This is a genomic window from uncultured Intestinimonas sp. (genome assembly GCF_944387725.1).
Taxonomy (GTDB): domain Bacteria; phylum Bacillota; class Clostridia; order Oscillospirales; family Oscillospiraceae; genus Intestinimonas.
Genome location: NZ_CALXGA010000039.1, coordinates 1 through 19,566, shown reverse-complemented (window position 1 = coordinate 19,566; position 19,566 = coordinate 1). Strand labels below are relative to the sequence as shown.

General features: G+C 61.0%; 12 protein-coding genes and 2 pseudogenes. 11 read left to right on the top strand and 3 right to left on the bottom strand.

Annotated features, from left to right (window positions below; all coding sequences use genetic code 11):
• A partial coding sequence (locus Q0K09_RS06895; RefSeq protein WP_365931705.1) for an S-layer homology domain-containing protein occupies window positions 1-3,596 on the top strand: 3,596 nt, incomplete at its 5' end.
• 199 nt (window positions 3,597-3,795) lie between these two features.
• Window positions 3,796-5,439 (top strand): hydroxylamine reductase, encoded by a 1,644-nt coding sequence (gene hcp, locus Q0K09_RS06890; protein WP_294474640.1) that lies wholly within the window; start codon window positions 3,796-3,798, stop codon window positions 5,437-5,439.
• Window positions 5,440-5,589: 150 nt separating this feature from the next.
• Here the strand turns inward: hcp and Q0K09_RS06885 are convergent, their stop codons facing one another.
• Window positions 5,590-6,711, bottom strand: a complete 1,122-nt coding sequence (locus tag Q0K09_RS06885) for an ROK family transcriptional regulator (protein ID WP_294474638.1) — start codon at window positions 6,709-6,711, stop codon at window positions 5,590-5,592.
• A 323-nt stretch (window positions 6,712-7,034) separates the two neighbouring features.
• Here Q0K09_RS06885 and Q0K09_RS06880 point away from each other — a divergent pair, with 323 nt between their 5' ends.
• The 9 genes and pseudogenes from Q0K09_RS06880 (at window position 7,035) to Q0K09_RS06845 (ending at window position 17,001) form a co-directional block, all read left to right on the top strand.
• On the top strand, window positions 7,035-8,528 hold the full coding sequence (locus Q0K09_RS06880; protein WP_294474636.1) for a sugar ABC transporter ATP-binding protein: 1,494 nt from the start codon (window positions 7,035-7,037) through the stop codon (window positions 8,526-8,528).
• 19 nt (window positions 8,529-8,547) lie between these two features.
• Window positions 8,548-9,549 carry an ABC transporter permease gene (locus Q0K09_RS06875; protein WP_294474635.1) on the top strand — a complete coding sequence of 334 codons (1,002 nt, stop codon included), beginning with the start codon at window positions 8,548-8,550 and terminating at the stop codon, window positions 9,547-9,549.
• A gap of 121 nt (window positions 9,550-9,670) precedes the next feature.
• Window positions 9,671-10,762, top strand: a complete 1,092-nt coding sequence (locus Q0K09_RS06870; RefSeq protein ID WP_294474633.1) for a sugar ABC transporter substrate-binding protein — start codon at window positions 9,671-9,673, stop codon at window positions 10,760-10,762.
• Between the two features lie 140 nt (window positions 10,763-10,902).
• A complete protein-coding gene (locus Q0K09_RS06865; protein ID WP_294474641.1) occupies window positions 10,903-11,949 on the top strand; it encodes an NAD(P)-dependent alcohol dehydrogenase in 1,047 nt (348 codons plus the stop codon).
• A 13-nt stretch (window positions 11,950-11,962) separates the two neighbouring features.
• Window positions 11,963-13,420, top strand: coding sequence for a xylulokinase (xylB, locus tag Q0K09_RS06860; RefSeq protein ID WP_294474631.1), 1,458 nt, complete (start codon window positions 11,963-11,965; stop codon window positions 13,418-13,420).
• Between the two features lie 538 nt (window positions 13,421-13,958).
• A pseudogene (locus tag Q0K09_RS10780) lies at window positions 13,959-14,364 on the top strand (putative ABC transporter permease); the annotation flags it as partial.
• Window positions 14,365-14,388: 24 nt separating this feature from the next.
• Window positions 14,389-15,339: a putative ABC transporter permease gene (locus Q0K09_RS10775; protein ID WP_365931707.1), complete on the top strand. Its 951-nt coding sequence runs from the start codon at window positions 14,389-14,391 to the stop codon at window positions 15,337-15,339.
• 393 nt (window positions 15,340-15,732) lie between these two features.
• Entirely contained in the window at window positions 15,733-16,128 is a 396-nt protein-coding gene (locus Q0K09_RS06850; protein WP_294474629.1) for a zinc-binding dehydrogenase, read from the top strand.
• A gap of 119 nt (window positions 16,129-16,247) precedes the next feature.
• Window positions 16,248-17,001 (top strand): annotated as a pseudogene (locus Q0K09_RS06845) (FAD-dependent oxidoreductase).
• 410 nt (window positions 17,002-17,411) lie between these two features.
• Here Q0K09_RS06845 and Q0K09_RS06840 read toward each other — a convergent pair.
• Both Q0K09_RS06840 and Q0K09_RS06835 read right to left on the bottom strand, forming a co-directional pair.
• The gene (locus Q0K09_RS06840; protein WP_294474627.1) at window positions 17,412-18,989 is read right to left on the bottom strand and encodes a recombinase family protein; all 1,578 of its coding nucleotides are present in this window, start codon (window positions 18,987-18,989) and stop codon (window positions 17,412-17,414) included.
• 287 nt (window positions 18,990-19,276) lie between these two features.
• The coding region (locus Q0K09_RS06835; RefSeq protein WP_294474624.1) for a hypothetical protein at window positions 19,277-19,566 on the bottom strand (290 nt) is incomplete at its 5' end.

The following is a 19,566-nucleotide window of genomic DNA, read 5'->3' as shown; positions in this document are numbered from 1 at the left end:
CCGAGACCCCCGGCACGGGGACCGAGACCCCCGGCACGGGGACCGAGACCCCCGGCACGGGGACCGAGACCCCCGGCACGGGGACCGAGACCCCCGGCGAGGAAACTGAGCCCCCCCTCCGTACGCCCTATCAGGTCAATCTGACCCCCTCTACCGTGAGCCGGAAGGTAGGAGAGACGGCCCGGCTGACAGCGTCGGTGACGGACGCCAGCGGCGCACCTGTCACCAGCCTGCCGGAGGGCGTTACCATCCGCTGGGTGAGCAGCGACCCGCTGGAGGTGTCGGTCACCGACAGCACCGGCCTGACCACAGAGATTCAAGCCCTGAAAACGGCGGAAACCGATGACCCCATCAAGGAAGTGACCATCACCGTCACCGTTACGGCCAATGGCGTCGGATACACGGACACCTGCCAGGTCACTGTCTCCCCCACAGACCCCACAGGGCTGACCATCACCCCGGGGGATGATGTGGAGCTGGATCCCAACGGAACCCTGGCCCTCTCGGCGGCCATCACCCCGGAGGGGGCGGACCAGGAGGCCGTCACCTGGAGCAGCAGCAGTCCTGACACCGCCTCTGTCGATGCGTCCGGCCTGGTCACCGCCGGAGGCGCCCCCGGCGCCGCCGTCATCACCGCCCGGACCCCCAGCGGACTCACCGACTCCCTCACCGTCACGGTCCGGGGCCTGGTTCTGCCGGAGACGGCCACTGTCCTGGAAAACCAGAGCACCAGCATCACCGTCACCGCCTACGGCGAGGCTCTGCGGACCCAGGTGGACCGGGCCAACATCACCTGGGCCAGCGGCAATGACAGCATCCTGCGGGTGGAGAGCGGCTACCTCTACCCGGTTTCGGTGGGGACCACCACCGTTACCGCTACCGTTGAGGCTAACGGCCGCACCTATACCTCCAACACCTGCACGGTCACTGTGGAGGCCAATGTCGCCGACGTCATCCGGGCCTCGGCCTCGGTGGGGAGCCCCCTGTCCTTCTCCAGCATCACCTCCCAGCTCCGGGGGGAGTGCCAGGACGTGCTGGGAGCCTCCCTGAGCTACGTCAGCGGCCTGCGGGTGGACACCAGCCAGGGGACCCTCTACTATCATTACCAGTCTGAGGCCGACACCGGCGCCGGCGTGGGCACCAGCGAGAACTACTACCCCTACCCCGGAGCCAGCCAGCTGGCCCTCTCCGACGTCACCTTCGTGCCCAAGCCGGATTTCAGCGGCACCGCCGTCATCTCCTACACCGGCTACGCCAGCTCCTCCTCCTTCTTCCAAGGCACCATCGAGGTGCGGGTGGAGGAGGCCGAGGATATGTCTTACTCCACCAGTGCCGACCGGGCCATCCAGTTCAACGCCGACGACTTCAACCGCGTCTGCCGCCAGCGGCTGGGCCGGGACCTGAGCTATGTCACCTTCATCCTGCCCTCCGCCGCCGACGGGACCCTCTATCAGGGCTATGTGTCGGAGCTCAGCCCCGGCCGGGCGGTGGAGGCCGGCACCCAGTACAGCCGCTCCAGCCTCTCCGACGTCTATTTTGTCCCCGCCGCCGGGTCCTCCGGCCGGGTGCTCATCACCTACACCGCCTACGACGTCAACGGCAGCTCTTACCGGGGGCGAATGACCATTCAGGTCAGCGCCGCCGCCAGCGCCGGGGATGTGAACTACTCCATCTCCCAGGGGGGCCGGGTCACCATGGACGCCGACGATTTCAACGCCCTCTCCCGGGAGCTCACCGGCGCGGCCCTGGATTCCGTCCAGTTCCAGCTCCCCGCCTCCTCAGAGGGGACCCTCTACTACAACTACACCAGCAGTGGCAGCTATGACAACCAGGTCACCGAATCCAACAGCTACTACCGCTCCAGCAGCCCCTACCTCCGGCGGGTGACCTTTGTGGCCGCCGAGAACTACTCCGGCACCGTGGAAATCCCCTTCACCGCCCGGAACACCCGGGGCGAGCGCTTCACCGGCACCGTGGAGATCACCGTCAGCCGCGCCGGCGGCGGAGACATCCGCTATAGCTGCCGCGCCGGCGGCCAGGCCGGCTTCGAGGTCAGCGACTTCAATACCCTCTGTCGGGACATCACCGGCGCCTCCCTCTCCTATGTCCGCTTCACCCTGCCCGACACCTCCGTGGGGCGGCTCTACTACGACTATGGGGGCAGCAACGAGGAGCGGGTCACCGCCTCCCGGAGCTACTACCGCGCCCAGAGGCCCTACCTGGACCAGGTGAGCTTCGTCCCGATGAGCGGCTTCTCCGGAACCGTGGAGATCGAGTTCAACGCCTGGAGCACCAGCGGCGAGCGCTTCACCGGCGCTGTGGAGATCCAGGTGGAGGCGGCGGTCAGCGAGCCCATCACCTACCGGATTCGCTCCGGCCAGACCGTCACCTTCAACTCCACCAGCTTTGACGGCCTCTGCCAGGACCTCACCGGGGACCGCCTGTCCTACATCCGCTTCGAGCTGCCCGCCGCCTCCCAGGGGACCCTCTACTACCAGTACAACGGCGGCAGCTATGAAAGCGAGGTCTCCGCCAACCAGAGCTACTACTGGGGCCAGCGCCCCTATCTGAATCGGGTAACCTTCGTCCCCGCCAGCGGCTACTATGGAGCGGTCTCCATCGCCTTCACCGGCCGGAGCACCGGCAATGAAACCTTCCGCGGCACCGTGGAGATCGTCATCGAGGAGCCCGCCAACGCCTCCGTCATTCTCTATTCCACCGGCTACCAGCCCGTAACCTTCCAGGCCCAGGACTTCATCAACGCCTGCAGCGCCCGTGGGGCTGGGGCCCTCTCCTACGTCCGCTTCACCCAGACCAGCAGTGCCGGCGGGCAGCTCTACTACGGCTACACCGGCGCCGGCGGATTCCAGGCCCAGACCGGCGTCAGCTACTACCCGGACAGCTCCCCCAGCCTTTCGGAGCTCACCTTTGTCCCCCAGGTCGGCTACACCGGCACCACCACCTTTACCTACACCGGCTGGGACACCCAGGGCAACGCCTACCAGGGGCAGGTCCAGATCTCCTGCCAGGCCTCCTACTACTCCCAGCACTTCACCGATATGGCCAACTACGCCTGGGCAGCCTCCGCTGTGGACTACCTCTATGAGGCCGGCGTGGTGGCGGGGGGCGGTGACGGCCGCTTCCGCCCCGGCGAGGCCATCATCCGGGCCGACTTTGTGCTGATGCTCTACCGGGCCTTCAGCCTGGGGAGCGCGGGCGTCCTGGGCGCCGGCTTCCCCGACGTGCCGGCGGACAGCTACTACGCCCAGGCCGTCCGAACCGCCCAGGCCCTGGGCATCACCACCGGAACCGGCAGCGGGGACTTCCGCCCCTATGACCCCATCACCCGCCAGGACGCCGCCGTCCTCCTCCAGCGGACCATGCAGCGCATCGGCCGGGACCTGGGAACCGGCAACACCAGCCTCCTCTCCAACTACTCCGACGGCTGGAGTGTGGCCTCCTACGCCCAGAGCGCCGTGGCCGTCATGCTGGAGAACGGCATCCTCTCCGGAGACGAGAGCGGCGCACTGAACCCCCGCAGCGCCGTCACCCGGGCGGAAATGGCCGTGATGCTCTCCCGGGCCATGACCCTGTAACCCAAAAAGCAGACGCCCCCGCCGGGTCCCAAAGGGACCCGGCGGGGGCGCTTTGCCCTCTATGCGCGGCAGCAAAAAATCGACGAATTGTTGTCTAAACAACATACATTTTCCTCGATATTCGGTATTCTCTCTCCAGAGCGTCGCGGCGCACCCCGCCGCAAAACAGAAACGCGAGCAGCTCCAGGAGGAATATGACATGGAATATAAGATGTTTTGCTACCAGTGCCAGGAGACCGCCGGCTGCACCGGCTGCACCCAGTCGGGGGTCTGCGGCAAGAAGCCGGAGGTGGCGGCCATGCAGGATCTGCTGGTCTATGTGACCAAGGGCCTGGCGGCGGCGGCCACCCAGCTGCGGGCCGAGGGTAAGGAGGTATCCCGGGCTGTCAACCAGATGGTCATTGAGAACCTGTTCACCACCATCACCAACGCCAACTTTGACAACGAGGCCATTGTGGCCCGGATTCACGCCGCCCTGGAGGTCAAGCAGGGGCTGCTGGCCCAGGTGGAGCGAGGGGAGGGTCTGCCCGAGGCCGCCCGCTGGAGCGGCGGGGCCTCTGCGTTCGCCGCCAAGACCGCCCAGGTGGGGGTGCTGTCCACCCAGAATGAGGACATCCGCTCTCTGCGGGAGCTCATCACTTACGGCCTGAAGGGAATGGCCGCCTATGCCAAGCACGCCGGCGCCCTCCGCCGGGAGGACCCCCAGATCGACGCCTTCCTCCAGCGGGCCTTGGCGGCTACCCTGGACGACAGCCTGACGGCGGACGATCTGACCGCCCTGGCCCTGGAGGCCGGCCAATACGGCGTCAGCGTCATGGCCCTGCTGGACCAGGCCAACACCGAGGCCTACGGGCACCCGGAGATCACCAAGGTGAAGCTGGGCGTGGGCACGCGGCCGGGGATTCTGGTCTCCGGCCACGACCTGCGGGACCTGGAGCAGCTTCTGGAGCAGACCCAGGGTACCGGCGTGGACGTCTACACCCACTCCGAGATGCTCCCCGCCCACGCCTATCCGGCCTTCAAGAAGTACCCCAACCTGGTGGGCAACTATGGCAACGCCTGGTGGAAGCAGCGGGAGGAGTTTGAGTCCTTCCACGGCCCCATTCTGATGACCACCAACTGCATTGTGCCCCCCAAGGACAGCTACGCCGGCCGTCTCTACACCACCGGCGCGGCGGGGTATCCCGGCTGCCGGCACATCACGGAGGACGCCGACGGGAAGAAGGACTTTTCCGCCCTCATTGAGCACGCCAAAAACTGCGCGCCGCCCGCAGAGCTGGAGCAGGGGGAGCTCACCAACGGCTTCGCCCACAACCAGGTGCTGGCCCTGGCGGACCAGGTGGTGGAGGCCGTGAAGAGCGGCGCCATTCGGAAGTTTGTGGTGATGGCCGGCTGCGACGGCCGGGCCAAGAGCCGGGAATACTACACGGAGTTTGCCAAGGCCCTGCCCCGGGACGCCGTGATCCTCACCGCCGGCTGCGCCAAGTACAAGTACAACAAGCTGGACCTGGGGGACACCGGCGGGATTCCCCGGGTGCTGGACGCGGGGCAGTGCAACGATTCCTACTCCCTGGCGGTCATCGCCCTGAAGCTCAAGGAGGTCTTTGGGCTGGAGGACGTCAACCAGCTGCCCATTGTCTACAACATCGCCTGGTATGAGCAGAAGGCGGTCATCGTCCTGCTGGCCCTGCTGTCCCTGGGGGTGAAGAACATCCACCTGGGCCCCACCCTCCCGGCCTTCCTCAGCCCCAACGTGGCCAAGGTGCTGGTGGAGAACTTCGGCATCGCCGGCACCGGCGCCGTGGAGGAGGACCTGGCCCTGTTCTTCGGCGCGGGAGCCTGAAGACGCGCCCGCCCGCGGCTCAAGGAACCGCCCCCAGCACTCCGGCCCTGTCCCCACTGGGGACAGGGCCTTTTTTGCGCCGCCCCGTTCCGGGAAAGAACCCGCGCCGATGGAGGCGCGGGCCGGGGCGAGGCCATGTTCGGAGGGCGCTCACTGGTTTTCCACCGTTCCAATGAACTCATTGATATAGTAGATGGCGGAGCCCACGGCCGCCGCCTCCGTCTTGTAGTGGCAGACCCGGATGTAGCCGGTCTCCCGCTCAAAGGGGTTGAGGGCCGCCACCTTCTGCCGGAACACGTCGATGTAGTCCGACATATAGGCCCCGACGGTCCCGCCCAGCACGATGTCCGAGTCATAGCACATGCGGAGGTTTTTGACCGCAATGGCCAGATAGTCCATGTACTGGTCGAACAGCCTGCGGTAGCCGGGGTTGTCCCCCTGCTTGAGGGCCTCAAAAAAGGCCCCCAGGTTGCCTCCGGTGAAGTCCGAGAGTATCTTGGCCGAGCAGTAGGCGTCCAGACAGCCTCTTTGTCCGCAGTAGCAGCGTCTTCCGCCGGGGACGATGCACATATGGCCAAACTCCCCCGTCCTCTGGTTTGCGCCGTACTGGAGCTGCCTGCCGGTCATGTGGGCCCCCCCCACGCTGGCGCTCAAGAAGAGATAGGTCATGTCTCCGCTGCTGTCGGAGACCCAGCTCTCCGCAAGGCCCGCAGAGTTGGCGTCGTTGAACAGCAGGAAGGGATAGGGGATGTGGGCGGCCATGCGCTCATAGAGGTTCTCCCCCACGTTGATGACTTCGGCGTAGGAGATGGATTTCTGGTCGGAATTGACGATAACAGGCATAGAGACCCCCACGCCCAACAGCCTGCCGCCGTCCACGCCGTTTTTGGAGAGAATTTCCGTCAGCTCCCGGCCCATATGCGCAAAATAGGCGTCCGAATCCTGAAAGGCGCAGCGAATCCGCTTCTTATCGACGATTTGAAGCTCCAGATTGATGAGGACCAGGGAGAGATGGCGCCTGGTAATGTCAATGCCCAGGGCCAGGCGCGAGTCGGCCACGCACTGGTAGAGGTTGGCCTTGCGCCCTCCGGTGGCGTGGTGGGCCCCGGAGTTGTAGACCAGACCCCGCTGGGTGAGCAGGTTCAGATTGTGCGTCACCGTGGGCAGGCTGATGGAAAGCTTCTCCGCGATCTGCTGGCGGGTGCACCGCTTCATGGCGTAGATGAGGCGGAAGATGTTTCCATAATCTCTTGTTTTGTATGTCTTGTCCATCTTCATCATCAAATCCAGTTCATTTCTGCGTTGTTCTGTTTGGAATAGGATATACCAAACCGGCGGAATAGTCAATCGCGGCGCGGAATCCACCCGCCGCCTCCGGCGGTGTTCCGGGTATATTAGATAAAATAATTCATCTATTTTTGCCCGAAAATTGTATAAAATAGGAAATTATTTACCTTGAAATTAGCTAATCTATACAAATAATTCGGAAATAAATTAGGTAATGATACAATAATGAATGAAAGAGTTGACAAAACATAGATAAAAGATCTAATATAAGTCTAACCACTACGAGCTGGCAGGAGGAGGCGAAGGGTTTGAGCGATATCAAAATGAGAGTCTCCGACATCGAAAAGTCCTTTCCGGGCGTGAAGGCCCTCAGCAACATCAATTTCTCCCTCCGAAAGGGGACGGTACACGCCCTTTGCGGCGAAAACGGCGCCGGGAAGTCCACCCTGATGAAGATCATCATGGGGATTTACAAGGCCGACAAGGGACAGATCTTTATCGACGAAAAGCCCGTCACCATCAAGAGCCCTATCCAGGCTATGGAGCTGGGGATTTCCATGATCGCCCAGGAGCTCAACTACGTCTCGGAGCTCTCAGTGGAGGAAAACCTCTTTCTGGGGCGGCTCCCGGTCACCAGACTGGGCCGGGTGGACTGGAAAAAGGTCCGCCGGGAGGCCAGGCGCTTCCTGAAGGAGGAGGGGCTCAGCTATGCCCCCGACCAGAAGCTGAAGACCCTGACGGTCTCGGACATCCAGATGCTGGAGATCACCAAGGCCATCACCAACAACGCCCAGATCATCATCATGGACGAGCCCACCTCCTCCATCACGGAGCGGGAGGTCGGCCTGCTCTTCGAGAAGATCGCCGAGCTGAAGAAAAAGGGCGTGTCCATCATCTACATCTCCCACAAGATGGAGGAGGTCTTCCAGATCGCCGACGACATCACCATCCTGATGGACGGCAGTGTGGTGTCCACCGATCGGGCGGAGGACCTGGACATGGACACCGTCATCTCCCGCATGGTGGGCCGCAAAATTGAAAACGTCTATCCCAAGGAGGCGGTGGCCCTGGGGGATATGGCCCTGGAGGTCAAGGACCTCAACAAAGAGGGCATTTTTGAGCACATCAGCTTCCATGTGCGCAAGGGCGAGATTGTGGGCTTCGCGGGGCTGGTGGGGGCCGGCCGCACCGAGACCATGCGGGCCGTCTTCGGACTGGACCCCTTCGACTCAGGCGCCGTGTGCATCAATGGAAAGGAGACCAGGATCGTCTCCCCGGAGGACAGCATCAAAAAGAAGCTGGTGATGCTCTCGGAAAACCGCCGGGAGGAGGGTATCATCCCCCCCAGGAGCGTGGTGGAGAACGCCAGCCTGGCCTCTCTGCGAAATTTCATCTTTGGCGGCTGCGCCCACAAAAAGAAGGAGCGCACCGTCGCCAAGGAAATGTTTGGGAAGATGAACGTGAAAACCCCCTCCCTGGATACAGAAATCTCCAAGCTCTCCGGGGGCAATCAGCAGAAGGTCCTGCTGACCCGGTGGATGCTGTGCGACCCCGATGTCATGATCCTGGACGAGCCCACCCGCGGCATCGACGTGGGGGCCAAGTTCGAGATCTACAAGCTTATGACGGAGATGGTCCAGGAAAACCGGGCGGTCATCATGGTATCCTCCGAGCTTCCCGAGCTGCTGGGCATGTGCGACCGCATCTACGTCATGTGCCAGGGGCGGATCACAGGATGTGTGGAGCGGGAGGATTTCTCCCAGGAGATTATCATGAGATATGCCACGGGCCTGGAGGATTAGAAGGGAGCGAGGGAAGAACATGAAGCCGAATGTCTCACAATATCTGCAAAAATTCAGCATATACCTGGTGCTGCTGGTGCTGTTTGTAGTCTGTAGCCTGCTGAGTCCTTACTTTCTCAACGACACCAACCTCATCAATGTGTCCAGACAGCTCTGCGTGGGGCTGCTGATCGCCTACGGCGAAATGCTCCTCATCGTCAGCGGCTTCCTGGACCTGTCGGCGGGCTCGGTCCTGGCCCTGGCGGGCGTCCTGTCGGTGTCCTCCTATAAGAGCACCGGCTCCATGGCGGTGGCCCTGGTGGTGGCGGTCTCCGTGGCGGTGGCCTGCAACGTGGTCAACGCCTTCTTCGTGGGCAACTGCAATGTGCCGGCCTTCATCGCCACCCTGGGGATGCAGCAGGCGGCCAGAGGCATCGCCCTCTACTACACCAACGGCCAGAACATCCTCCAGCTGGGCGACTTTGTCAACATCGGCCAGGGCATGGTGGGGGGCATCCCGGTGCCGGTCATCCTGGTCATCTTCGTCACCATCGTGGTCTGGTACATCGTCAACCACACCAGGTATGGCCGGGGCATCTACGCCATCGGCGGAAACCGCAGCGCGGCTGAGGCCAGCGGCATCAACGCCAAGGCCAGCATCTACAAGTCCTACATCATTAACGGCGTCCTGGTGGGCCTGGCGGGCATGATCTTCATGGCCCGGAACAACGCCGGTCTTCCCAACGGCGCCACCGGCTACGAGATGACGGGGCTCACGGCGGCCATCGTGGGCGGCACCTCCTTTGTGGGCGGCATCGGCACCGTCAGCGGCACCGTGGCCGGCGCCTTCATCATCGGCCTGCTGGAGAACGTCATGAACCTCATGGGCATCAACTCCTATATCCAGCAGATTGTCAAGGGCGCCATCATCGTCCTGGCCGTGTCCTTCGACGTTATGAGCAAGGGCAAGAAGACCAAGAAGGTCATCATTGTCAAGGAGAACAAGGGGGAAGCCCAGATGCCGGCCGGAAAGAATCCATAGGCCCCTCCGGCTTGACAGGGCGCCTCAGGAAGACCGCACGGGCTCCCAGGGCCTGTGCCAAAACAGGAAATCTCACTACACATTTTTGTACTGCCAAACAAAAAGGAAGGAGAACTGTTTTATGAAAAGAAGAAAGTTGATTGCCCTTCTCTTGACCGCCTCTATCGGCGCTATGCTGGCCCTGACGGCCTGCGGCGGCGGCGGTGCGGAGAGCACCCCCGCAGCCAGCGCCCCCGGTGAGAGCGCCCCCGCCGAGAGCGAGACCTACCGGGTCTGCTTCGTGGCGCGGGCCAGCGCCGACACCTTCGCGGCCTGGCTGACCAACGAGATGCAGGCTGCAGCCGCCCAGTATCCCAACATCGAGCTGACCTGCGTCAGCGGCGAGGGGGATGACAACATTGAAAACAGCCTGCTGGAAAACTGCATCACCCAGCAGTATGACCTGGTGATTGTCCAGTCCAACAACAACGCCGCCCAGGCCCCCTATATCAAGCAGCTGGTGGACGCCGGCATCCCCGTCATCACCACCAACCCCACCACCCACCAGAGCGACCTGGACGGCAGCGACGACGACTCCGTCATGGAGGGCACCGGCACGGTGGACGCCGACCCTGTGGAACAAGCCCGGGTGAGCGCCCAGCGGGCGGTGGAAGAGGTCCCCGAGAACGCCAATGTGGTGGTGCTCAGAGGCCCCTCCGGCAACTATCACGCCGAGCAGAGAAGAGCGGCCTGGGATACCTACTTCTTCAATGAGCGGCCCGACGTGACCATCCTCTACGAGGACTACGCCAATTGGAACAGCGACGAGGCCCTGACCCTGATGGAAGCCTGGGTCCAGTCCGGCACCCACATTGACGCCATCATCTCTATGAACGACAACATGGCGGCCGGCGCCATCGAGGCCATTCGGAACGACTCCAACTACGTCAACGCGGATGGCACCGCCAACTTCCTGGCCTACGGCGTGGACGGCACCGCTCAGGGCTGCCTGCTGATTCGGGAGGGCCTGCTGACCTCTACCGCCCTGCAGGACGCCTCCGAGCTGGCCCGCATGAACATGGAGTACGCCAACCTGGTGCTGACGGGTCAGATGGACGTAACCGAAGTCAACGACTATGTGGACGCCCCCGAGATCAACGCGGACAACGTGGAGGAGTACATTCAGATCTACATCGACAACGGTGAGATTTCCGCCGACGGCACCCTGAACTAACCTGTCAACCCGCACTTGATTTGGCAGGCGTACAAAATGTGTAATGAGTGCCTGACAAGTCTCTGCTTGTCAGGCATATTTTATGAAGCTGCAGGCCCCCGGGGGAGGACCTTCCCCCCAATGTGAAAGGAGACGAAGACATGAAGATGCAGAAGGCGGCCTTTATGAGAGGCCTGGACAAGATGGTGCTCAAGGAGATCCCCGTACCGGAGGTCAGGGAGAAGGAGGTACTGGTGCGCCTGGAGTATGTGGGCATCTGCGGCTCCGACGTCCACTACTTCCACACGGGTAACTGCGGGGCCTACCGCGTCAACCTGGAGGAGGACTTTATGCTGGGCCACGAGTGCGCGGGCGTCATCGAGGCGGTGGGCCCCGGGGTGACCTCCCTCCAGGTGGGGGACAAGGTGGCCCTGGAGCCGGGCATCACCTGCGGAAAGTGTGAATTCTGCAAGTCGGGTCACTACAATCTCTGCCCCGACGTGGTATTCCTGGCCACCCCCCCGGTCCAGGGCTGCTATGAGCAGTACATTGCCTTCCCGGAGGATATGTGCTTCAAGCTGCCCGAAGGCATGAGCACCGAGGAGGGGGCCCTCATCGAGCCCCTGTCCGTGGGCTTCTACGCCGCCAATCAGGGGGAGGTCCAGGTAGGGGACACTGTGGTGATTCTGGGCTCCGGCTGCATCGGCCTGGTGACGCTGCTGGCCTGCAAGGCCCACGGGGCCGGGGAGATCATCGTGGCGGACCTGGTGGACGCCCGGCTGGAAAAGGCCAAGGAGCTGGGAGCCACCCATGTGATCAACAGCGGCAAGACCGACGTTTTGAAGGAAATTGAGCGGCTGACCGGCGGCCGGGGGGCCGATGTGGTGTTTGAGACCGCCGGCTCCCCCGTAACCATCGCCCAGACCCCCTTTGTGGTGCGCCGGGGCGGCACCATCACCCTGGTGGGCCTGTCCTCCCAGGAGGAGATCACCTTTAACTTTGCCCAGATTATGGACAAAGAGACCAAAATCACCAGCGTGTTCCGCTACCGCAGCATCTATCCCAAGGCCATCGCCGCCGTGGCCAGCGGGGCCATCGACGTCAAGCGAATTGTGACCCACAGGTTCGAGCTGGACCACATCCAGGAGGCCTTCGACGAGGCGGTCAACAACAAGACGGACTTGGTGAAGGCCGTCATCAAGATCTGAGTGGGAGAGGCGTATGGATTACATCGGCGTAGACCTGGGCACCTCTGCGGTCAAGCTTTTGTTGATGGATGCGGAGGGCCGCATTCGGAAAATTGTCTCGAAGGAATATCCCCTGTCCCTGCCGAAGCCTGGCTGGTCGGAGCAGAATCCCCAGGACTGGCTGGATAAGACCCTGGAGGGGCTCCGGGAGCTGACCGAGGGGGTGCCGCCGGAGGAGATCGGCGGCATTGGCATCGGCGGCCAGATGCACGGCCTGGTCACCCTGGACAAGGACGACCGCCCCATCCGCCCGGCCATTCTCTGGAACGACGGCCGCTCCCAGGAGGAGACCCAGTATCTCAACGAGGTCATCGGCAAGGAGAAGCTCGCGCGGTACACCGCCAATATCGCCTTTGCGGGCTTTACAGCGCCCAAGATCCTCTGGATGAAGAAGAACGAGCCGGAGGCCTTTGGACGGGTGGCGAAGATCATGCTGCCCAAGGACTTTCTGGTCTACAAGCTGACGGGGGTGTTTGCCACCGACCTGTCCGACGCCTCCGGGATGCTCCTGCTGGATGTGAAGAACCGGCGCTGGTCCCAGGAGATGCTGGACATCTGCGGGATCACAGAGTCCATGCTGCCCAGGCTGTATGAGAGCTATGAGGTGGTGGGGAATCTGCTGCCTGCGGCGGCCCGGTCCCTGGGCCTGACGGAGGATGTCAAGGTGGTGGCCGGCGCCGGGGACAATGCCGCCGCCGCCGTAGGCACAGGGGCCGTGGGGGATGGCCGCTGCAACATCTCCCTGGGCACCTCAGGCACGGTTTTTATCTCCAGCCGGGCATTTAAGGTGGACCGGTTCAACAGCATTCACTCCTTCGACCACGCGGACGGCAGCTACCACCTGATGGGCTGTATGCTGAGCGCCGCCGCCTGCAACAAGTGGTGGACGGAGGACATTCTGGGCGCCGGCGATAATGAGAAGGAGCAGCGCCCCATCACCCGTCTGGGGGAGAATCAGGTGCTTTTCCTGCCCTACCTCATGGGGGAGCGCTCCCCCCACAACAACCCCAATGCCCGGGCCCTGTTTATCGGCATGTCCATGGATACCACCCGGGCGGACATGACCCAGGCGGTGCTGGAGGGCGTGGCCTTTGGGCTCCGGGACTCCCTGGAGGTAGCCAGGAGCCTGGGAGTGGCGGTCCACAGCGCCACCATCTGCGGCGGGGGGGCCAAGAGCCCCCTCTGGAAGCGCATGATTGCCAACATCATGAACCTGCGGGTGGAGGAGACCGAGAGCGAGGAGGGGCCCGCCATGGGCGGGGCCATGCTGGCCGCCGTGGGCTGCGGCGCTTACGAGAGCGTGGAGGCGGCGGTAGAGAAAATCGTGAAGGTGGTGCGGGTGGTGGAGCCCGAGCCCCAGCTGGTGGAAAAGTACGAGGCGCAGTACCGCCGCTTCAGGGAGGTCTATCCCGCCGTGAAGGCGCTCTACTGACAAGCGGACAGGAAAAATCGAACCGTTTTCCGGCCAACAGCAGAGGTGCTGTTGGCCGCTTTTTATACCCCGGGCCCCCCCGGGGTCAAAACCCACCCTTGTCACGAGGCGCATTTTTCTGTAAAATGGTGCGTATAAAGCCAAGCCGCAAACCTGGAGGATCAAGGTCTTTCCGGCTTGCGGTTTAGGGCTTGTTTGAAAATTGGCGATGTGCCCGGCAGCGAGGGATTTTGGGCCGCCGGCAAGCAATTTTTTGCAGGAATCCCGGCGGATTTCAAGGAAAAATTGCGCCGTCAGGGATCAAAAGACCCGCCGATTGGGCATGTTGACATCTTTCAAACAAGCCCTATTTTGGCAGACAGCGCACCGGGACGCACCGGTCTCTTGCGCCTTGAGAGAGGAGGCAGCTGCCATGCCTGGAGATACCAAGCGGCAGATCACAGAACAGCTCATGAAGATTTTGGAGTATATGGGAACCATAGGACCCTTTCGCGGCGGCAGCCGGGGATACAAACACAGGTGAGACCTCAGGAGGCGTATGGAATACGCATTTTACCAGCTGGCCTGGTTTTTTCTGATATACTCCTTCCTAGGCTGGTTTCTGGAGACCGCCCTGGCCGCCGTGCGGAGAGGGCGGCTCTTAAACCGGGGTTTTTTGAACGCCCCCTTCTCCCCGTCCTATGGGCTGGGGGCGGTGCTCTTCGCGGTGTTTCTTCCAGACCTGCGCGCCGACCCGTTCTTCCTGTTTCTGGGTGGGATGCTGCTGGCCACCGCGCTGGAGCTGCTCACCGGGATGCTGCTGGAGAAGCTCTTTGGGCAGAAGTGGTGGGACTACTCCGAACAGCTGTCTCAAATACGCCGTGGCCTGGGGCCTCTTCGCCCTGTTCTGCCTCTACCGCGGCAATCCCCTCCTGGTGTCCCTGACGCAGTGGATTCCCCCCTTGGCGGGCCGGGTCCTCCTCCTGGTGATGGCGGCGCTTCTGCTCCTGGACTTGCTGAGCTCCCTGGCGGCGGTGCTCCAGCTCAGCGGAAGCCTCCGGGCGGCGGACACGGTCTCCCGCCGGTGGCGGGCCCTTTCAGAGGCGCTGGACAATGGGGTGACCCGGCATATCCAGCGGCGTATGGCCCGGGCCTATCCCAGCCTGGCGCGGGAACGGCTCAGGCCCCGGCGGGAAACAGCCGGCGCCCAGACCTTTGCCCAGGGCTGCGGCTTCTATAAGCTGGCCTGGGTCTTCTTACTGGCTGCCCTGCTGGGCGACCTCATTGAAACGGTGTTCTGCCGGCTGAAAATGGGGGTCTGGATGAGCCGGAGCAGTCTGATTTACGGTCCCTTCTCCATTGTGTGGGGCTTTGGTGCCGTCATGCTCACCGCCCTGCTCTACCGCTACCGCAACCGGCGGGACGGGTTCCTCTTTGCCTTTGGAACGGTGCTGGGCGGCGCCTATGAGTACGGCTGCTCGGTGCTCTCGGAACTGCTGTTTGGTACGATCTTTTGGGATTACAGCGCCATTCCCTTCAACCTGGGCGGGCGGATCAATCTGCTCTACTGCTTTTTCTGGGGGATTGCCACCGTTGTGTGGATCAAGGGCATCTACCCGAAGATGTCCAGCTTCATCAAGCTGCTCCCCATGCGGGGTGGAAAGCGCCTCACCTGGATCATGGCGGCGTTCATGGTCCTGAATATGGCGGTTTCTGCGGCGGCCTTTGCCAGGTATGTGGAGCGAAACACCTCAGACCAGCCGGCCGGCAGCGCATTTGAGGAATTCCTCGACCGGCACTACCCCGATGAACGCATCAGAGCCATCTACCCAGACGCCAAAATCCTGGAAGAATCCGATACATTGGCCGGTGTGGTCAGCTCATACAGGGGCAGCCCGGAAATACAGTCCACCAGCACATGGCTCTTGTATCCCCAGTAAAACTCATAACGGCGCTCGTTGTGCTGATTGGAGGCGGAGTGGACGCCCAGGGCGCGGTCTGGATCACTTTTGGGCAGGTTATCCTTGGCAAAGTTGTTCTTGACGTTAAAAATGACAATCCTAGGGCTTGTTTGAAAATTGGCGATGTGTCCGGCAGCGAGGGATTTTGAGCCGCTGGCAAGCAATTTTTTTGCAGGAATCCTGGCGGATTTCAAGGAAAAATTGCGCCGTCCAGGGGGCAAAAGACCCGCCGGTTGGGCATGTTGACATGTTTCAAACAAGCCCTAAGAGGTTCGGAGAAAAAATAGACATATTGTTTGAACGAGTAATACACTCAAACTTCGCACCCTAATTTCTAAAAGGACTTGGCCTTTAGACGGACGGCAAAGGCTTGTGAGCAATGCCCTTCCAGAAAACAGCCTTGCTTTTTGTCCCCAGAAAGCAACCCATTTTACTCATTTTGATAAGCAGATCCGGCTGCTGAACCTGCGGACGGGTCCCAACCGGGCGTTTTCCCTTTGGAACCACGTTTCCGGGCCTAAGCGCCTGCTGTTTACGGCGGCTGGGGCCAAATGTGGCCGGGCCGCAAGCAAGCAGGGCAAGGAATACCGCTTTCTGCTTGTACACGCGGACGGAGCGCAGCTCCAGAAGATCACGAAGCTTGTGGAGCGCCGCCGCATCGTTCCCAAGACCGACCCCAGGGTCTTCTCCCTTGCAGAGGCCGGCGAGGCCCTCCGGCTGGTGGCCCAGGGGCACACGAACGGCAAAGTGATCCTCCGGCTGGAATAGCGGAAAGGGCCCGGGCGGCATGAGTTCCGCCGCCATGGGAAGCATTCGCGCTGGGCAGAGGAATACTTTTCTCCCTTGGACAGAGACTATCGGTATCACATCCATCTGGGGGGAAGGGTATGGAATCACTGTGGGAGCAGACCTGGGGGCGGCCTGGCTTTCCGGCCCTGAAGGGGGATCTGAGCACCGGCGTCCTGATTATCGGCGGCGGCATGGCGGGGATTCTGTGCGCGTATTTCCTGAACCGCGCCGGCGTCCCCTATGTGCTGGTGGAGGCCAAGACGCTGTGCAGCGGGATCACCCGAAACACCACCGCGAAAATCACCTGCCAGCACAGGCTGATCTATGGGAGCCTGCCGCTGGTGGGGAGCGGCGGCCACCGCACGGGAAAACGAGGCGGCGGCTGGAAGGAGCTCCGGGCGTTCGCCGGGCGGCACTACCCCATGCCGTGGAGAGATTCCACTGGGCTACCCAGGACTGCATGAGCCTGGACGGGGTACCCTATATCGGCCCCTACTCGGCCTCCATCTCCAACCTGTACGTCGCCACCGGATTCAACAAGTGGGGGATGACCTCCTCCATGACGGCCCCCATGATCCTGTGCGAGCTTGTCCAGGGGAAGGAGAGCCCCTATGGAGAGGTATTCTCTCCCTCCCGGAGCATCCTCCGTCCCCAGCTGGCTGTCAATGGGCTGGAGGCGGCCGCCTGCTGACGCCCAGCCCCAGGCGCTGCCCGCATTTGGGCTGTGCGCTGAAGTGGAACCCCCTGGAGCGCACCTGGGACTGTCCCTGCCACGGCTCCCGTTTTACGGAGAAGGGGAAGCTGATTGACAACCCGGCAGCGGGGGATCTGAAGGCGGGCATGGGGGAGTGAGGGGCCCTTGCTCCCTCCGGGTTCCAGGCTGTGCGGAACCCTGGGGAATTTTTATCTTATTGAGAAGCCCGGAAAGCCTTGTCTCACAAGGCGTTCCGGGCTTTGCTGCCATGGGCGGCGGACCCCTGTGGGACCTGGTACTCCACTAAGCCAGAAACTTGCGTTTGCCTTTCGGCGGAATTTCTGCATCACTTCGTTATCGTCCTTGGTGGGCGTCAACCCATCCGCGTCCTCTGCCTTGTTCCGTAAAAATTCCGCTCTAAATTCAATCTGCAATTTCTAACTTGGTGGCGTACTAGGAGGGCCGACCCTCCGGCGGCTGGGGCCGGTCAAAGGCCTCCTTAAGCTTCTTGAGGGCTTTCTTTTCAATGCGGGATACATAGCGACACGCCTATTGTAAACGATGCCTTCTAAGAAATCGCCTCCAACTCGTGGAAGCGGAATTTGATGATGATTTCTTTTTCTTCGGTCAGCTCAACCCGTTCGATGAGGCTGACCAGCAGTTCCCGACTGGTCAGTGCTGAGTCCAGAAACTGTTTCACCAGTGCCTTAGCTTTTTCCTCGGTGTTCACCGGCTGCTTTTCCTGTTCCTGTAAGCTCTTCAGCCGATCTTCCAGAACCGTGCGATCCATCTTGACCTTCTGATAGATGCGCTGAAAGTCCTCGTCGGAGAGAAGACCACTCAGTCGGTCCATGTACATCTGATCCAGATTGGTGGTCAGCGCGGTGATTTTGGATTGCAGCGCTTGCATCTCCGCTTCACAGCTGGACTTCTTGCTGGCGTTCTCCACTGCTTCTTCTGCAATCGGGCGCAGCCGGTCAGGATTCAGATAGGCCTGGCAGACCTCCCGCACTTTGGCAAGCACGGCTTCATTCACCGTTTCTTCCTTGATGGAATGACAAGTGCAGACGCCTGCTTTGGTAAAACGCTGGTAGGTTCGGCAGACAAAGAACAGGCGATCCTCTCCGGCGGCATTCTTGCGGTTAAGCACCGCCATGGGATAGCCGCACTCGTGGCAGAAAATCAGTCCTTTCAGCAAGAAGTCGTAGGTCCGGCTTCGGGTGTGTTTGCGGCTGTTTACCAGCATCTGTACCTTCTGAAAAGTCTCGGGGTCAATGATCGGCTCATGCGTTCCTTCCACTACCACCCAGTTTTCCGGTGATTGCCTCAGACACTTTTTAGATTTGTAGCTGATCTTCACCATACGTCCCTGCACCATATTGCCGATGTAGGTCTCGTTTCTCAGCATTTCGGAGATTCTTTCGCTGCTCCATAGGCCGGTGTACGGCCCTGGATTCCCGACCTTCCAGCCACAATAGGTGGCTGGTGTGGGGACGCCTTCTTCATTAAGCGTGGTCGCAATCTTGCGGCAGCTCATACCAGAAAGGGCTAAAGCAAAGATACGCCGCACTACCGGAGCCACTTCCTCGTCAATGACGATCTTGTTTTTTTCGGTGGGGTGCATCTTGTATCCGTACATGGGCTTGCCGCCGATGAACTGCCCCTTCCGCTGCTTATCTCGCTTGACGCTTTTGATCTTCTTGGAGATGTCCTTGGCGTACATGTCGTTCATGATGGCACGGAATGGGGTAATGTCGTTGGCCGTGGAATCCACGCCGGTATCAATGCCATCCAGCAGGGAGATGTACCGCACCCGGTGTTCCGGAAAGTACCGCTCCATATAGTGGCCTGTCATGATATAATCACGGCCCAAACGGGAAAGGTCCTTGGTGATGACCATATTGACCTTTTTTGTTTCAATGTCGCCAATCATCCGCTGGAAACTGGGACGGTCAAAACTGGTGCCGCTCCATCCGTCATCCACATAAGTATCAAAGACGGACAGCCGGTGCTGTTGAACAAACTCCCGCAGCAAAGATTCCTGGTTCTGGACACTCTGGGATGGTCCTTCGTTTTCATCCTCCTTTGATAGTCTGATGTATAAAGCCACATGGTAGTCCATGGGGTTGCTTATCTCTAAGTACATACCATACCTCCTGAGATAAGCGGCCATTCATCGACATTATTGTATCGTGACTTTTCCATATCCGGCAAGGATGCGGTGAAGATACAGCCGAAAGGACTCTTCCAGAAGCTCCGGCAGTGCTCTCTCGGCTGACTCAAAAACACAACGTACAACAGGGGCGTTTTTCGGCATGGTATCATCCTCCTTTACGATATAGAAAAGAATATGTGCAAATCCGCTATGCATTGCCTGTCCATTGAAAAAGGCATAAAAAAATCGCCACCCATTCGAGTGGCGATGAGAATTGCTTATGAAATAAAGGAAGTGCTTGCACAGACTGCGTCCCAATCGGATACACCATATCCTCGCATAGCATCTGCTGCGATCAAAACAGCGAATACAAAAGGACGAATCCACTCGTCGCTGGCGCTGCTGAGGATGGATTGTATGGTCAGGTCATCATCCAGATGCAAGCGGATTTGGAGAAGCTCTTTTTCGGTTTGAAACAATGCCGCAAATTCGTTTGGGGCTTCCTCCTCGATAGAGAACGTCTGTGAGCTGTGCAGGATTTGTGTTGCTTGTTGGTATAGGGCGGTAG

What these genes read in the sequence shown, in the direction of transcription:
- hcp (WP_294474640.1), top strand. Translation starts at nt 3,796, where the DNA reads ATGGAATATAAGATGTTTTGCTACCAGTGCCAGGAGACCGCCGGCTGC.
- Q0K09_RS06885 (WP_294474638.1), bottom strand. Translation starts at nt 6,711, where the DNA reads ATGGACAAGACATACAAAACAAGAGATTATGGAAACATCTTCCGCCTC.
- Q0K09_RS06875 (WP_294474635.1), top strand. Translation starts at nt 8,548, where the DNA reads ATGAAGCCGAATGTCTCACAATATCTGCAAAAATTCAGCATATACCTG.
- Q0K09_RS06870 (WP_294474633.1), top strand. Translation starts at nt 9,671, where the DNA reads ATGAAAAGAAGAAAGTTGATTGCCCTTCTCTTGACCGCCTCTATCGGC.
- Q0K09_RS06865 (WP_294474641.1), top strand. Translation starts at nt 10,903, where the DNA reads ATGAAGATGCAGAAGGCGGCCTTTATGAGAGGCCTGGACAAGATGGTG.
- xylB (WP_294474631.1), top strand. Translation starts at nt 11,963, where the DNA reads ATGGATTACATCGGCGTAGACCTGGGCACCTCTGCGGTCAAGCTTTTG.
- Q0K09_RS10775 (WP_365931707.1), top strand. Translation starts at nt 14,389, where the DNA reads ATGGCGGCGCTTCTGCTCCTGGACTTGCTGAGCTCCCTGGCGGCGGTG.
- Q0K09_RS06840 (WP_294474627.1), bottom strand. Translation starts at nt 18,989, where the DNA reads ATGTACTTAGAGATAAGCAACCCCATGGACTACCATGTGGCTTTATAC.